The sequence below is a fragment of the Pseudomonas oplopanacis genome (assembly GCF_057128725.1).
Window position 1 is genome coordinate 158,919 of record NZ_JBSKHV010000009.1, and the last position, 15,483, is coordinate 174,401.

Below are 15,483 nucleotides of genomic sequence, written 5' to 3' on the forward strand. Positions count from 1 at the left end.
GTCTCCTCAGAAGCCGGTTGGGGTGCGGGTGTGCCAGTCAGTGTTGAGCTGATACTGGTGGGCAACGTTCAACAGGCGATCTTCCTGGAAATACGGCGCGAGCAGTTGCACGCCCACCGGCAGGCCATCGACGAAACCGGCAGGCATGGACAAGCCCGGCAGGCCAGCGAGGTTGGCAGTGATGGTGTAGACGTCTTCCAGGTAAGCAGCGACCGGGTCGCTGTTCTTGGCGCCGAGCTTCCAGGCCGGGTTTGGCGTGGTTGGGCCGAGGATGATGTCGACCTCATTGAAGGCAGCCATGAAGTCGTTCTTGATCAAGCGACGAATCTTCTGGGCCTTCAGGTAGTAGGCGTCGTAGTAACCGGCCGACAGTGCGTAGGCACCGACCATGATCCGGCGCTGCACTTCCGGGCCGAAACCTTCGCCACGGGAGCGCTTGTACAGATCGATCAGGTCTTTCGGGTTCTCGCAGCGATGGCCAAAGCGCACGCCGTCGAAACGCGACAGGTTGGACGAGGCTTCTGCCGGAGCGATCACGTAGTACGCAGGAATCGCGTGCTGCATGTTCGGCAGGCTGATTTCCTTGATCACCGCACCGAGCTTTTCCAGTTCCTTGACGCTGTTGTGGATCAGCTCGGCAATGCGCGGGTCGAGACCGGCGCTGAAATACTCTTTCGGCACGCCAATGCGCAGGCCTTGCAGCGACCCGTTGAGGCTGGCGCTGTAATCCGGCACCGGCTCGTCGATGCTGGTGGAGTCATTTGGATCGAAGCCGGCCATGCCTTGCAACAAAATCGCGCAGTCTTCGGCAGTGCGCGCCATCGGGCCGCCCTGGTCGAGGCTGGAGGCGTAGGCAATCATGCCCCAGCGCGAAACACGACCGTACGTCGGTTTCAGGCCAGTGAGGTTGGTCAGGGCCGCTGGCTGACGGATGGAGCCGCCGGTGTCGGTGCCGGTGGCCGCAGGCAGCAGGCGCGCGGCAACCGCGGCGGCCGAACCGCCCGACGAACCGCCAGGCACGTGTTCCAGGTTCCACGGGTTTTTCACCGGGCCGTAGTAGCTCGACTCGTTGGCCGAACCCATGGCGAATTCGTCCATGTTGGTCTTGCCCAGGGTCACGGTCCCGGCAGCGGCCAGCTTGGCGACGACGGTGGCGTCGTAGGGTGCTTTAAAGTTGTCGAGCATCTTCGAGCCGCAGCTGGTGCGGATGCCCTGGGTGCAGAACAGGTCTTTATGCGCAATCGGCGCGCCGAGCAGGGCGCCGCTCTCACCATTGGCCCGGCGTGCGTCAGCGGCTTTCGCCTGCTGGAGCGCCAGGTCTTCTGTGAGGCTGATGAAACTGTTGAGCTGAGGATCAAGCAGGGCGATACGCGCCAGCAGGGTCTTGGTCAGCTCTTCGGAAGAAAACTTTTTTTCGGCGAGTCCGCGGGCGATCTCGGCCAGAGTCATTTGATGCATTGCAGGCTCTTTCCCTTTAGTCGATGACTTTCGGAACCAGGTACAGGCCGTTTTCGACCGCTGGTGCGATGGACTGATAGGCCTCGCGATGATTGGTCTCGGTCACGACGTCTGCACGCAGGCGCTGGCTGGCTTCCAGTGGGTGGGCCAGCGGCTCGATACCGTCGGTATTGACCGCCTGCATTTCGTCGACCAGGCCCAGAATGCTGTTCAGGGCCGAAGTAATGTGTGGAAGATCGGCATCATTCAGGCCAAGGCAGGCCAAATGAGCGATTTTTTCCACGTCGGAGCGTTCAAGCGCCATTGCGATTCTCCAGTGGAATACAGAACGGACGGCGTCCGTGTGTTAGATTGTCGGAACACTACCGCATTTCTACGGTCATAAGGCCGCGATTGTGGGGGTTGGTGCACAGAAAAGCGGCCAATTTAACATATTGGCGCCTTGCCCAAAATCCCTGTCGTTGTTAGAGTTTGCCGCACTTTTTTACCCACGCGTTGCCTAGGGTCCCTTTCCCATGTTCAAGAAACTGCGTGGCATGTTTTCCAGCGATCTTTCCATTGACCTGGGCACTGCCAACACCCTTATTTACGTGCGCGAGCGCGGTATCGTCCTGAATGAGCCATCGGTTGTGGCTATTCGGACACACGGTAACCAGAAAAGTGTCGTAGCTGTCGGCACCGAGGCGAAGCGCATGCTCGGCCGAACGCCGGGCAACATCGCTGCCATTCGTCCGATGAAGGACGGCGTGATTGCCGACTTCAGCGTCTGCGAAAAGATGCTGCAATACTTTATCAACAAGGTTCACGAAAACAGCTTCCTGCAGCCTAGCCCTCGGGTACTGATCTGCGTTCCATGCAAATCCACCCAGGTTGAGCGTCGTGCCATCCGTGAATCGGCCCTTGGTGCCGGTGCTCGTGAAGTGTTCCTGATCGAAGAGCCAATGGCTGCTGCGATCGGTGCCGGCCTGCCGGTTGAAGAAGCGCGCGGTTCGATGGTGGTCGATATCGGTGGTGGTACTACCGAAATCGCCCTGATCTCCCTGAACGGTGTGGTTTACGCCGAATCCGTACGGGTTGGCGGCGACCGCTTCGACGAAGCGATCATCACCTACGTGCGTCGCAACTACGGCAGCCTGATCGGCGAATCCACCGCCGAGCGCATCAAGCAGGAAATCGGTACGGCCTACCCGGGCGGCGAAGTGCGTGAAGTCGACGTTCGTGGCCGTAACCTGGCCGAAGGCGTTCCACGTGCTTTCACCCTGAACTCCAATGAAGTGCTGGAAGCTCTGCAAGAGTCCCTGGCCACCATCGTTCAGGCTGTGAAAAGTGCACTGGAGCAATCGCCTCCGGAACTGGCGTCCGATATCGCCGAGCGCGGCCTGGTACTGACCGGTGGTGGCGCCTTGCTGCGCGACCTCGACAAGTTGCTGGCCCAGGAAACAGGTCTGCCGGTGATCGTTGCCGAAGACCCGCTGACCTGCGTTGCTCGCGGCGGTGGCCGTGCATTGGAAATGATGGATAAACACACCATGGACCTGCTTTCCAGCGAGTGATCTCGCCGGTTGCATCTATGCTGTTGGCGCGCAGGCAGCACTTTGCAGTGCTGCCTGTTGGCGTTTATCTTCTGTCAGTCTGCATCCAGGCCGGTTTGATGCCGTATGAATAAAGAGAACATTTGCCTGGGAGGAGCGGCTTATTAAACCGCTTTTCACCAAAGGGCCTTCACTGGGCGTGCGCTTGTTGGTGCTGGTCGTGCTATCGGTCGCGCTGATGGTGGTCGATGCCCGCTTCACACTGCTCAAGCCAGTGCGTAGCCAGATGTCGCTGGTGCTGATGCAGTCTTACTGGATCACCGACCTGCCGCAGCGGCTATGGCAGGGTGTGGCCAGCCAATTTGGCAGCCGTACCGAGCTCGTCGCCGAAAACGAAAAACTCAAGACCGAAAACCTGCTGTTGCAGGGTCGCATGCAGAAGCTTGCCGCCCTCACCGAGCAGAACGTTCGGCTGCGCGAGTTGCTCAATTCTTCCGCGCTGGTCAACGAGAAGGTCGAAGTGGCCGAGTTGATCGGCATGGACCCCAACCCCTTCACCCATCGCATCATCATCAACAAGGGTGAGCGCGACGGTGTGATCCTTGGTCAGCCGGTGCTCGATGCCCGTGGCCTGATGGGGCAGGTGGTCGAGTTGATGCCTTACACCTCCCGTGTCTTGCTGCTGACCGATACAACTCACAGCATTCCGGTGCAGGTGAACCGTAACGGTCTGCGGGCGATTGCCAGCGGCACCGGTAACCCGGAGCGCCTGGAGCTGCGTCACGTAGCGGATACCGCCGACATCAAGGAAGGTGATCTGCTCGTCAGCTCCGGCCTGGGTCAGCGGTTCCCGGCGGGTTACCCGGTGGCGACGGTCAAGGAAGTGATTCACGATTCCGGCCAGCCATTCGCCATTGTTCGCGCCGTGCCAACTGCCGCGTTGAACCGCAGCCGTTATTTGCTGCTGGTGTTCAGCGATGGCCGCACGGCCGAAGAGCGCGCCAACGAAGCGGCCCAGGCACAAGAGGCACTGGATCAGCATGGCGGCGGCCCGATCATTCCCGCCACCGTTCCTAAACCGGTTCCTGTCACCACCGTTGTGCCTGCGGCCAATGCTGCACCTGCCGCCACGCCGGCGGCCGCTGCACCGGCTCCAGCAACGCCGGCTCCTGAAACCCCGGCCAAACCGGCCAAACCCGCGGCTTCCAAGCCACCTGCCGCCAGTAAACCGCCGGCCGTGAAGCCTGCTGCCAAACCGCCTGTCCCCGAACCGGCTGCCACTGGGAGACAAGAATAATGGTCGGCGTCAAAGCCTCCCGAAACAGCTGGATTGTCTGGGTGACGTTCGCCATCGGCCTGTTGCTCAGCGTTTCACCGCTGCCGCAATTCATGGAAATCCTCCGCCCGTTGTGGCTGGCGTTGCTGCTCGCGTTCTGGGCGCTGACCCTGCCGCAAAAAGTCGGCATGGCCACCGCCTGGTGTCTGGGCCTGGCCGAAGACGTGCTGTACGGCACGTTGCTTGGCCAGAACGCATTGATCCTGACGTTGATTACCTTCCTGGTCCTGTCGCTGCAACAGCGCTTGCGCATGTTCCCGATGTGGCAACAGAGCCTGGTGATCCTGGTGATCTTCGGCCTCGCGCAGCTGGTTCAGTTGTGGCTGAGTGCCTTGACCGGTAACCGTCAGCCAACCCTGGCGCTGGTGCTCCCGGCACTGGTCAGCGCGTTGTTGTGGCCTTGGGTCAGCTACGGTTTGCGTGGTCTGCGTCGGCGCTACAAAATCAATTAATTCGGTCAGGCATTAGCCCGCACCACGACAGGGAGATGTCTTGATGAAACAGCTATACCTCGCCTCAGGCTCGCCGCGTCGGCGTGAACTGCTCACGCAGATCGGCGTGCCGTTCTCCGCCATCAGCGCGGACATCGATGAAACCCCCTTACCTGAAGAATCCCCGTCGGCCTATGTCGAGCGCCTCGCGCGCGGCAAAGCCGAGGCCGGGCGTGACGCAGTCGTGTCCGACGCCGATTTTTGTGTGTTGGGCGCCGACACTGCCGTGGTGCTCGAAGGCAAAATACTTGGCAAACCGGTGGACGAAGCGGATGCGTGCGCCATGCTTATGCTGTTGGCTGGTCGTGAACATGAAGTGCTGACCGCCATCGCCGTACTCGACGCCGACCGCTGCGAGTCTCGGGTGGTGCGCAGCCTGGTGCGGTTTCGCAACATCAGTCGCGACGAAGCGGCAGCCTACTGGGCCAGCCGCGAGCCATGCGACAAGGCGGGTGGCTACGGCATTCAAGGCCTGGGTGCGGTATTTGTTGCCGGGCTCAATGGCAGTTATTCGGCGGTGGTCGGGCTGCCGCTGTGCGAAACCGCAGAACTGCTCGGCCATTTCGGCATACCCTGTTGGCAAACACTTAACGCGCGCTGAGCGTCGTACTGACAAGATGCAGCCATTATCGTGAACATGCCTGAACGAGACCCTGCCATGAGTGAAGAGATTCTGATCAACATCACGCCGATGGAATCGCGCGTGGCGGTGGTCGAAAACGGTGTTCTGCAAGAGGTCCACGTCGAGCGTACGCAAAAGCGCGGGATCGTCGGCAACATCTATAAAGGCAAGGTCGTACGGGTTTTACCAGGCATGCAGGCGGCGTTCGTCGACATCGGCCTGGACCGCGCAGCATTCATTCACGCCTCGGAAATCTCCCTGCGCGAAGGCCCGGCGGTCGAGAGCATCAGCGCCCTGGTCCATGAAGGCCAGAGCCTGGTGGTTCAGGTCACCAAGGACCCGATCGGTTCCAAAGGCGCACGCCTGACGACGCAGCTGTCGATTCCATCGCGCTATCTGGTGTACATGCCGCGCACCGCTCACGTCGGTATTTCGCTGAAGATTGAAGACGAAGCCGAGCGCGAGCGCCTCAAGCAAGTGGTTACCGATTGCGTGGCCAAAGAAGGCATCAAGGAAGCTGGCGGTTTCATATTGCGCACCGCTGCCGAAGGGGCAGGCGCCGATGAGATTCTCATGGACATCCGCTACCTGCGTCGTCTCTGGGACCAGATCAACGAACAGATCAAAACCATCAGCGCACCGAGTGTGATCTACGAAGACCTCGGCCTGGCGTTGCGCACCCTGCGTGACCTGGTGAGCCCGAAGATCGAGAAGATCCGCATCGATTCCCGGGAAACCTTCCAGAAAACCACGCAGTTCGTCGCCGAATTGATGCCGGAAATCGCCGATCGTCTGGAGCATTACCCGGGCGAGCGGCCTATTTTCGATTTGTATGGCGTCGAAGACGAAATCCAGAAAGCCCTGGAGCGCAAAGTCCCGCTCAAATCCGGCGGTTACCTGGTGGTCGACCCGGCGGAAGCCATGAGTACCATCGACGTCAACACCGGTGCCTTCGTCGGCCATCGCAATCTTGAAGAAACCATCTTCAAGACCAACCTCGAAGCCGCCACCGCCATTGCCCGTCAGCTGCGCCTGCGTAATCTGGGCGGGATCATCATCATCGACTTCATCGACATGGAAGACGAAGAACACCAGCGCCAGGTATTGCGCACGCTCGAGAAGCAACTGGAACGCGATCACGCCAAGACCAACATCATCGGCATCACCGAGTTGGGCCTGGTGCAGATGACCCGCAAGCGCACCCGCGAAAGTCTTGAACAAGTGCTGTGCGAACCGTGCAGCAGCTGTCAGGGCCGCGGCAAGTTGAAGACGCCGGAAACGGTCTGCTACGAAATTTTCCGTGAAATCCTCCGCGAGGCACGCGCCTATCAGGCGGAAGGCTATCGTGTATTGGCGAACCAGAAAGTCGTCGACCGTTTGCTCGATGAAGAGTCAGGCAACGTTGCCGAGCTGGAAGGGTTTATCGGACGCACCATCCGATTCCAGGTGGAAACCATGTATTCCCAGGAACAATACGACGTGGTGTTGCTCTGAATCGCGGTGTTTCAACCTTACTAGAACGGCTGGCCTCAGCTTTTTGCAGCATTTTTGCCATGGGAGCCACCTGACATGGAACGTCTGACACGCATTTTGGTTGCACTGACCCGCTGGGGTCTGGGCCTGTGCGCGTTGGTACTGGTGTTGATGGCGTTGTACGTCAGCCTCGGCCGAGAGCTGACGCCTCTGGTGGCCGAATACCGTGTCGACGTTGAAACCAAAGCCACCGAGGCCTTGGGCATGCCGCTGCAAATCGGCAAGCTGGAAGGCAACTGGAGTGGTTTTGCGCCGATCCTGCTGGCGCATGACGTGACCGTCGGCGAAGGCGCCAATGCCCTGCACCTGGACCAGGTGCGTGCAGTGCCGGACATTTGGGAAAGCCTGTTGGCGCGCCAGGTGCGCATCGCTCATCTGGAGTTGAACGGCCTGAAGATCAGCCTCAAGGAAGGCGACGACGGCAAGTGGTCGCTGGAAGGACTGCCGGTGCAGAAGGATCAGCCGCTTGATCCGGAACAACTGCTCAATCGCATGCAAATGGTCCAGCAGTTGTCGGTGATCGACAGTCAGGTGACCTTGCAGCCCCTCGACCAGCCGCCGCTGACCTTGACCTATGTCGGCTTCAATCTCAAAACCGGCGCTTCCCGTCAACGCCTCGATGCGCGAATGACCTTGCCCGATGGCCAGCCAGTGGCCATGAGCCTGCGCACGCGTATCCAGGCCAGCCAGTGGCAGGACGGTGAAGCCGAGGCTTACCTGAGCCTGCCGCAAAGCGACTGGTCGAAATGGCTGCCCGAGCGCCTCACCCAGCAATGGAATTTTTCCGAGATCAAGGCCGGTGGCGAACTCTGGATCAACTGGGGCAAGGGTGCACTGCAATCTGCGGCCATTCGCTTGAACGCCCCGCAAGTCAAAGGCGCCTACGCCGAACGCAAGCCGATCCAGATCAACAATCTGGCGCTCAATGGCTATTTCCAGCGCAGCACTGAAGGCGTTGTGGTGACGCTGGATTCCCTGGCCATGAACTTCGGCGAGACGCGCTGGGAATCGCATCTGCAACTCACGCAAACCTCAGCCACCGACAAAGTCGAAGAACTCTGGCACCTGCAAGCCGACCGCGTCGACCTCACCCCGCTCACGCCGTTGCTGAATGCCCTGGGCCCACTGCCTGAAGGTGTCGCCACGGCGGTTGAAAAACTCAAGGTGACCGGTGGGCTGCGCAATGTGCTGATCGACTTGCGCCCCAATGCCACCGACGACAGCAAGTTCAGCTTCGCCGCGAACCTCGACCGGGTCGGTTTTGATGCCTATCACGGCGCACCGGCGGCACGAAATGTCAGCGGCAGCATCAGCGGTGACCTCGGCAAGGGCGAACTGCGCATGGACAGCAAGGACTTTGTCCTGCACCTGGACCCGATTTTCGCCAAGCCATGGCAATACCTCCAGGCCAACGCGACGCTGACCTGGAAGCTCGACAAAGAAGGTTTCACCTTGATTGCGCCGTACCTCAAGGTACTCGGCGAAGAGGGCAAGATTGCCGGTGACTTCCTGATTCGCCTGCATTTCGATCACACTCAGGAAGATTACATGGACCTGCGGGTCGGCATGGTCGAGGGGGACGGTCGCTACACCGCCAAGTACCTGCCGAGCATGCTCAGCCCGGCGCTCGACGAATGGTTGCGTACGGCCATTCTAAAAGGCGCGGTGGATGAAGGTTTCTTCCAGTATCAGGGCTCGCTGAACCATGGTGCGACCGATACCGCCCGCAGCATCAGCCTGTTCTTCAAGGTGCACGATGCCGAATTGGCGTTCCAGCCGGGCTGGCCGCATGTGAGCAAGGTCACCGGTGATGTGTTTGTGGAAGACAGTGGCGTGCGGGTTTTGGCCAGCAAGGGCCAGTTGCTCGACACCCAGGTGCGCGACATTTACGTCAATATCCCCCATGTCCCCGATGGCAAAAATGTCCATCTGTTCCTCGACGGCGGATTCGCTGGCGGCTTGGGCGATGGCCTGAAAATTCTCCAGGAAGCGCCGATCGGCACCGCTGAGACGTTTGCCAAGTGGGAAGGTGAGGGCGATCTGCAAGGCACGTTGAATCTGGATATCCCGCTGGCCAAAGGCGAGCAGCCGAAGATTCTCGTCGACTTCAAGACCGCCAAGGCGCGTCTGAAACTGGCCGATCCAGCGCTGGAGTTGACTCAACTCAAGGGTGATTTCCGCTTTGACAGCACCAAGGGCTTGAGCGGACAGAACATCAGCGCACGCGCTTTTGACAAGCCTGTCACCGCGCGGATTTTCGCCGACGGCAACGCGGGTAACATCAAGACACGCGTTACGGCTTCCGGTCAGGTCGAGGTCAAGAAACTCACGGACTGGTTGAGCGTGACTCAGCCATTGCCTGTTTCCGGGGTGATCCCGTATCAGTTGCAACTGAACCTGGACGGCGCTGACAGCCAGTTGATGGTCAATTCCAACCTGAAAGGCGTGAAGGTCGATCTACCGGCCCCATTTGGCATGACGGCCGATGACAGCCGTGACACGACGTTCCGCATGACCTTGCAAGGGCCGGAGCGGCGTTACTGGGTCAACTATGGTCAGTTGGCAAACTTCACGTTTGCAGCCCCCAGCGGTAGTTTTGCCGAAGGTCGTGGTGAGTTGTTCCTCGGTGGTGGCGAAGCCGTATTGCCCGGCGCCAAAGGCCTGCGGGTGCGCGGTGCGCTGTCGGAACTGGATGTCGGTCCCTGGCAGGATCTGGTGAGCAAGTACGCCGGTCAGGATCCGGGTGGCAGTGCCAAGCAGTTTTTCAGCAGTGCAGACTTACAGATTGGCAAGCTCAGTGCTCTGGGCACGACCCTCGATCAGGCTTCCGTACAGGTGAACCGAAAGCCCGCCAGTTGGGCGTTGCAACTCGACAGCCAGCAGGTCAAGGGCACCGTCGGTGTTCCCGATGCGAAAGGCGCACCAATCACGGTCAATCTGCAATACGTGCGCCTGCCCGCGCCGGACCCGAAGGTAGTGGCTGACGAGAACTCGCCCGATCCACTGGCCACGGTCGACCCGACAAAGATTCCGGCACTGGACATCACCATCAACCAGCTGTTCCAGGGCCAGGACCTGGTGGGTGGCTGGTCGCTGAGAATTCGTCCGACTGCCAAAGGTATCGCGCTCAACAACCTCGATATGGGCCTCAAAGGGATTTTGTTGCAAGGCAGTGGCGGCTGGGAAGGTATGCCCGGCAACTCCAGCAGTTGGTACAAGGGGCGGATCAGCGGCAAAAATCTCGCTGATGTGCTCAAAGGCTGGGGCTTTGCGCCGAGCGTCACCAGTGAAGAGTTTCATATGGATGTTGACGGTCGCTGGCCCGGTTCGCCGGCCTGGCTGGCCAGCAAGCGTTTCTCCGGCACCCTTGATGCGTCGCTGACCAAGGGTCAGTTTGTTGAAGTCGAGGGCAGCGCCCAGGCCCTGAAGGTCTTCGGCCTGCTTAACTTCAACTCCATCGGCCGCCGTCTGCGCCTGGACTTTTCCGACCTGTTCAGCAAAGGCCTGAGCTATGACCGGGTCAAGGGATTGCTAGTCGGGACCAATGGCGTCTACGTCACCCGCGAGCCGATCCGGATGACCGGCCCGTCCAGCAACGTCGAACTGGATGGCACCTTGAACTTGGTGGGTGATCAGATCGACGCCAAGTTGCTGGTGACCTTGCCTGTGACCAACAACTTGCCGATTGCGGCGTTGATTGTGGGTGCGCCGGCCGTCGGCGGTGCGCTGTTCCTGATCGACAAACTGATCGGTGACCGTGTCTCCCGTTTTGCCAGTGTGAAGTACACCGTCAAAGGCCCGTGGAAAGAGCCGCAGATTACCTACGACAAACCTTTTTAAGTCGCTTTTTGAAAAAGCACTCGTCAAGGATGGAGTAGCATGGGCGCCTGTTCTCATGAAATGCGATGCAGGAGCGCTCCATGTCCGTAGCGGTGATTCAAATGGTCAGCCAAAGCGATGTGCTGGCCAACCTGGCCCAGGTCCGCCGGCTGCTTGAGCAGGCAGCGGCTGGTGGTGCGCAACTCGCCGTGCTGCCGGAAAACTTCGCCGCCATGGGCCGTCGCGACATCGCCGACATCGGGCGCGCCGAGGCGTTGGGTGAAGGCCCGATCCTGCCATGGTTGAAACAGACCGCCCTCGACCTCAAGTTATGGATAGTGGCCGGCACATTGCCGTTGCCGCCGGTGGATCAACCGACGGCAAAGGTGCATGCCTGCTCGCTGTTGGTGAACGATCATGGCGAAACGGTAGCGCGCTACGACAAGCTGCACTTGTTTGATGTGGACGTGGCGGACAATCGCGGGCGTTATCGCGAGTCCGATGACTATGCTTATGGCAGTGGCGTGGTGGTTGCGGATACGCCGGTCGGTCGAGTCGGCCTGACGGTGTGTTACGACTTGCGCTTCCCGGAGCTGTACAGCGAATTACGGGCTGCCGGGGCGCAATTGATTACCGCGCCGTCGGCGTTTACGGCGGTGACCGGCGCGGCGCATTGGGATGTGCTGATTCGCGCCCGGGCCATCGAGACTCAATGTTATGTGCTGGCGGCCGCTCAGGGTGGAACGCATCCAGGGCCGCGAGAAACCTGGGGGCATGCCGCAATCGTCGACCCCTGGGGCCGGGTGCTGGCACAACAGGATCAAGGCGAGGCCGTGCTGCTGGCCGAACGCGATAGCAGCGAACAGGCGTCCATCAGGGCGCGGATGCCGGTGTCCAGTCACCGGCGCTTTTTCTCGCAGGGCGCTCAGCGACCTGCCTCAGAACGATGAATTTAAGGCGTAAAGCATATGAGCGAGTTGTTGTCCTCAGTCAGTGAACACCTCCTGGCGCCCGGCGGCGTAACGATCGAGAGCCTGCAAGGCGTGCTCGGTGATCTGGCCGGCCCGGGCATCGATGCCGCCGACCTGTATTTCCAGGGGCAGATTTCCGAGTCCTGGGCGCTGGAAGACGGGATCGTCAAGGAAGGCAGCTTCAACCTCGACCAAGGCGTCGGCGTGCGTGCGCAATCGGGTGAAAAAACCGGTTTTGCCTACAGCAACGCCATCACCCTGGAAGCCCTGGGTGCCGCGGCCCGTGCTGCACGATCGATCTCCCGCGCCGGGCAGAACGGCACGGTGCAGGCGTTCACCACTCAGGACGTCGCCCAGTTGTACGGGCCGGACAACCCGCTGGAAGTGATGAGCCGGGCCGAAAAAGTCGACCTGCTCAAGCGTATCGACGTCGCCACCCGCGCCCTTGACCCGCGCATCCAGCAAGTAACCGTGAGCATGGCCGGTGTCTGGGAGCGCATTCTTGTTGCCTCCACCGACGGCAGCCTGGCCGCGGATGTACGGCCACTGGTGCGTTTCAATGTGAGCGTGATCGTTGAACAAAACGGTCGCCGCGAGCGCGGTGGTCATGGCGGTGGCGGGCGTACCGATTACCGTTACTTCCTCAGTGACGACCGCGCCATGGGCTACGCCCGTGAAGCGTTGCGTCAGGCTCTGGTCAACCTTGAAGCCATTCCGGCGCCGGCCGGCACGTTGCCAGTGGTGTTGGGTTCCGGCTGGTCCGGCGTGCTGCTGCACGAAGCGGTCGGCCACGGTCTGGAAGGCGACTTCAACCGCAAGGGCAGCTCGGCCTACAGCGGACGCATGGGCGAAATGGTTGCCTCCAAGCTGTGCACCATCGTCGATGACGGCACGCTGGCCGGTCGTCGTGGCTCCCTGAGCGTCGACGACGAAGGCACCCCGACCGAGTGCACCACGCTGATCGAAAACGGCGTACTCAAAGGCTACATGCAGGACAAGCTCAATGCGCGCCTGATGGGTGTGGCCCGTACCGGTAACGGTCGTCGCGAATCCTACGCGCACCTGCCGATGCCGCGTATGACCAACACCTACATGCTGGCGGGAGAAAGCGATCCGGCGGAAATCATCGCCTCGGTGAAGCGCGGCATCTACTGCGCCAACCTCGGCGGCGGTCAGGTGGACATCACCAGCGGCAAGTTCGTGTTCTCCACCAGCGAAGCGTACCTGATCGAAGACGGCAAGATTACCGCGCCGGTCAAAGGCGCGACGTTGATCGGCAACGGTCCGGAAGCCATGAGCAAGGTGTCGATGGTCGGTAACGATCTGGCGCTGGACAGCGGCGTGGGGACGTGTGGCAAGGATGGGCAGTCGGTGCCGGTGGGTGTCGGCCAGCCAACGCTGAAAATCGATGCGATCACTGTGGGTGGCACAGGATCGTAAGCAGGGATGGAGCTTCGGGTGAGCCGCGTGCGGCTCACCCGAGAAGGGACTTAACGCAGACCGCGTTGAGTCTCGTCCAGCTCACGGATGTACTTGAAGATTTTACGGCTCGATGCCGGTGGCTTGTTGGTCGCCAGTTCGTGCTGGGCCTGACGGATCAGGGAGCGCAATTGCTGACGATCAGCCTCCGGGTAGTCGATCACGAACTTCTCCAGGACTGCATCGTCGCCCGCGATCAAGCGATCGCGCCAGCGTTCCAGGCCATGGAAACGTTCGTTGTACTGCCGGGTGGAGGCATCGAGTTGATCGAGCAAGGTCAGAATGGCGTCAGTGTCCTGATCGCGCATCAGTTTGCCGATGAACATAAGGTGCCGTTTACGCGCGATATTCGCGGTGTGCTTCGGCGCATCGGCCAGGGCCCGGCGCATAGCGTCGGTCAACGGCAGTTTTGCCAGCAAGTCAGGCTTGAGTGTTGTAAGGCGCTCGCCAAGGTCAACCAGAGCATGAAGCTCGCGTTTAACCTGGGATTTGCTTTTTTCTCCCGTATCGAGGGAGTCGTCGTAAGAATCAACCATGGTGGCCGTCCGCAAAGAAACGCCGCCATGATAACCAGTCGGGGGCCGCTTGTCCGGCCCGGTCGCTCGAAGGCCTTACCGAAAGCAGAATTTGAGTGGAGAACAGCATGAGTGCAGTTGAAAGCGTCGGCCCACAAGCGTTGCCGGCACTGCAAGAACAAGTCGAGCAGATCATCGCTGAAGCCAAGCGTCAGGGCGCCAGCGCCTGCGAAGTCGCCGTGTCCCTGGAGCAGGGCCTGTCCACGTCGGTGCGTCAGCGTGAGGTCGAAACCGTCGAATTCAACCGCGATCAGGGCTTTGGCATCACCTTGTACGTCGGCCAGCGCAAAGCCTCGGCCAGTACTTCGGCGAGCGGCCCTGAGGCCATTCGCGAAACCGTCGCGGCGGCGCTGGCCATCGCCAAGCACACCTCCGAAGACGAAGCCTCCGGCCTGGCTGATGCCGCGCTGATGGCTCGCGACCTGCAGGATTTCGACCTGTTCCACCAATGGGACATCACCCCGGAGCAAGCCATCGAACAAGCGCTGGCCTGCGAAGCCGCGGCGTTTGCCACGGACAGCCGGATCAAGAATGCTGATGGCACTACCCTCAGCACCCATCAGGGCTGCCGGGTGTACGGCAACAGCCACGGGTTTATCGGTGGCTATGCGTCGACCCGCCACAGCCTGAGCTGCGTGATGATCGCCGAGGCCGATGGCCAGATGCAGCGTGATTACTGGTACGACGTGAACCGTCAGGGCAATTTGCTGGCCTCTGCGGAGAGCATCGGCCAGCGTGCCGCGCAACGGGCGGCGAGCCGTTTGGGCGCGCGACCGGTGCCGACCTGCGAGGTGCCGGTGCTGTTTTCCGCCGAGTTGGCGGGTGGTTTGTTCGGCAGCTTCCTGTCGGCGATTTCCGGTGGCAGTCTGTATCGCAAATCGTCATTCCTCGAAGGCACGCTGGGTCAGAAGCTGTTCCCGGAATGGTTGACCATCGACGAGCGTCCGCACTTGATGCGTGCCATGGGCAGTTCGGCGTTCGATGGTGATGGCCTGGCGACCTACGCCAAACCGTTCGTCGAAAAGGGCGAGTTGGTCTCCTACATTCTCGGCACGTACTCCGGGCGTAAACTCGGCATGCCGAGCACGGCCAACGCTGGCGGCGTGCATAACCTGTTCGTCACCCATGGCGATGAAGATCAGGCGGCGTTGCTGCGGCGTATGGGCCGTGGCCTGCTGGTCACGGAGTTGATGGGCCAGGGCCTGAATATGGTCACTGGCGATTACTCCCGTGGGGCGGCGGGTTACTGGGTCGAGAATGGCGAAATCCAGTTCGCCGTGCAGGAAGTGACCATCGCCGGCAACATGCGCGACATGTTCAAGCAGATTGTTGCGGTCGGTAATGACCTGGAACTGCGCAGCAACATTCGCACCGGCTCGGTGCTGATCGAGCGGATGACGGTGGCGGGTAGCTAAACCTCACCGCTTCAAAAAGGCGCGCCATCCCATCGGATGGCGCGCCTTTTTTATGCGTCTTGCACCGGCCCCTGTAGGAGTGAGCTTGCTCGCGATAGCACTGAAACATCCACCCACCATGTCAACTGGCACTCCGCATTTCGCGAGCAGGCTCGCTCCCACAATAATTCCGTTGCATGTCGCCGGGGTTGTTTTGGTTCTCATTATCATCTAATAATCAATCGCATTAGCGAGCGGGCCGGGCAGCGTCTC

Annotated in this window: 12 protein-coding genes; 9 read left to right on the forward strand and 3 right to left on the reverse strand. The window is 60.5% G+C overall.

What is annotated here, in order from left to right; translation table 11 throughout:
- Positions 1-6: 6 nt before the first annotated feature.
- Positions 7-1,458, reverse strand: coding sequence for an Asp-tRNA(Asn)/Glu-tRNA(Gln) amidotransferase subunit GatA (gene gatA, locus ACWKV5_RS18980; RefSeq protein ID WP_483842541.1), 1,452 nt, complete (start codon positions 1,456-1,458; stop codon positions 7-9).
- Between the two features lie 16 nt (positions 1,459-1,474).
- Positions 1,475-1,762: an Asp-tRNA(Asn)/Glu-tRNA(Gln) amidotransferase subunit GatC gene (gatC, locus tag ACWKV5_RS18985; RefSeq protein ID WP_007901429.1), complete on the reverse strand. Its 288-nt coding sequence runs from the start codon at positions 1,760-1,762 to the stop codon at positions 1,475-1,477.
- A gap of 211 nt (positions 1,763-1,973) precedes the next feature.
- Between gatC and mreB the strand changes: the two genes are divergently transcribed.
- The 8 genes from mreB to tldD all read left to right on the forward strand — a co-directional run bounded on the left by mreB (position 1,974) and on the right by tldD (position 13,202).
- Positions 1,974-3,011, forward strand: coding sequence for a rod shape-determining protein MreB (gene mreB / locus ACWKV5_RS18990; RefSeq protein WP_002555108.1), 1,038 nt, complete (start codon positions 1,974-1,976; stop codon positions 3,009-3,011).
- Between the two features lie 142 nt (positions 3,012-3,153).
- Positions 3,154-4,287 carry a rod shape-determining protein MreC gene (mreC, locus tag ACWKV5_RS18995; RefSeq protein WP_483842608.1) on the forward strand — a complete coding sequence of 378 codons (1,134 nt, stop codon included), beginning with the start codon at positions 3,154-3,156 and terminating at the stop codon, positions 4,285-4,287.
- Entirely contained in the window at positions 4,287-4,778 is a 492-nt protein-coding gene (gene mreD, locus ACWKV5_RS19000; protein ID WP_483842542.1) for a rod shape-determining protein MreD, read from the forward strand. Before mreC ends, mreD begins: the two co-directional genes overlap by 1 nt.
- Positions 4,779-4,821: 43 nt before the next feature.
- Entirely contained in the window at positions 4,822-5,418 is a 597-nt protein-coding gene (locus ACWKV5_RS19005; RefSeq protein ID WP_483842543.1) for a Maf family protein, read from the forward strand.
- A gap of 57 nt (positions 5,419-5,475) precedes the next feature.
- The gene (gene rng, locus ACWKV5_RS19010; protein ID WP_008008603.1) at positions 5,476-6,933 is read left to right on the forward strand and encodes a ribonuclease G; all 1,458 of its coding nucleotides are present in this window, start codon (positions 5,476-5,478) and stop codon (positions 6,931-6,933) included.
- 75 nt (positions 6,934-7,008) lie between these two features.
- Positions 7,009-10,812, forward strand: a complete 3,804-nt coding sequence (locus ACWKV5_RS19015) for a YhdP family protein (RefSeq protein ID WP_483842544.1) — start codon at positions 7,009-7,011, stop codon at positions 10,810-10,812.
- Positions 10,813-10,892: 80 nt separating this feature from the next.
- Positions 10,893-11,741, forward strand: a complete 849-nt coding sequence (locus ACWKV5_RS19020) for a carbon-nitrogen hydrolase family protein (protein ID WP_483842545.1) — start codon at positions 10,893-10,895, stop codon at positions 11,739-11,741.
- A gap of 18 nt (positions 11,742-11,759) precedes the next feature.
- A complete protein-coding gene (gene tldD / locus ACWKV5_RS19025; RefSeq protein ID WP_483842546.1) occupies positions 11,760-13,202 on the forward strand; it encodes a metalloprotease TldD in 1,443 nt (480 codons plus the stop codon).
- 50 nt (positions 13,203-13,252) lie between these two features.
- Here tldD and yjgA read toward each other — a convergent pair whose 3' ends face one another.
- Positions 13,253-13,777, reverse strand: a complete 525-nt coding sequence (gene yjgA / locus ACWKV5_RS19030; protein ID WP_123405273.1) for a ribosome biogenesis factor YjgA — start codon at positions 13,775-13,777, stop codon at positions 13,253-13,255.
- Positions 13,778-13,884: 107 nt separating this feature from the next.
- Between yjgA and pmbA the strand changes: the two genes are divergently transcribed.
- On the forward strand, positions 13,885-15,231 hold the full coding sequence (pmbA, locus tag ACWKV5_RS19035) for a metalloprotease PmbA (RefSeq protein WP_483842547.1): 1,347 nt from the start codon (positions 13,885-13,887) through the stop codon (positions 15,229-15,231).
- Positions 15,232-15,483 lie beyond the last annotated feature (252 nt).